Origin of the sequence: Stenotrophomonas sp. SrG (genome assembly GCF_050031795.1) — a bacterium.
In the GTDB taxonomy this organism is placed as follows: domain Bacteria; phylum Pseudomonadota; class Gammaproteobacteria; order Xanthomonadales; family Xanthomonadaceae; genus Stenotrophomonas; species Stenotrophomonas rhizophila_A.
The window spans coordinates 1-275 of the sequence record NZ_JBNBBE010000238.1 but is presented as its reverse complement, the minus strand read 5'-3'; the positions used below and the strand labels follow the sequence as shown (position 1 = coordinate 275).

The following is a 275-nucleotide window of genomic DNA, read 5'->3' as shown; positions in this document are numbered from 1 at the left end:
CATGTCTTCTGTCGCCGCTTCACCCGATGCCGCTGCATCGCCTGCCTCCTCCGCGCCGCTGCGCGCGGCCACCACGACGGTCGTGCACAAGTTCGGCGGCACCTCCGTGGCCGACGCCGACCGCTACCGCCACGTGGCCCAGCTGCTGCGGGCCCGTGACGAAGCGGTGCAGGTCACCGTGGTATCGGCGATGAAGGGCGTGCCCGACGCGCTGATCGCGCTGGCCGGTGCCGCTTCCGACAACGCGCCGCAGTGGCGCGACGACTGGCATGCAC

The 275-nt window shown here is 72.0% G+C and carries 1 pseudogene; it reads left to right on the top strand.

Annotated elements, in window-relative coordinates:
• Nucleotide 1: 1 nt before the first annotated feature.
• Nucleotides 2–275, top strand: a pseudogene (locus ACQG3P_RS19665) (bifunctional aspartate kinase/homoserine dehydrogenase I); the annotation flags it as partial.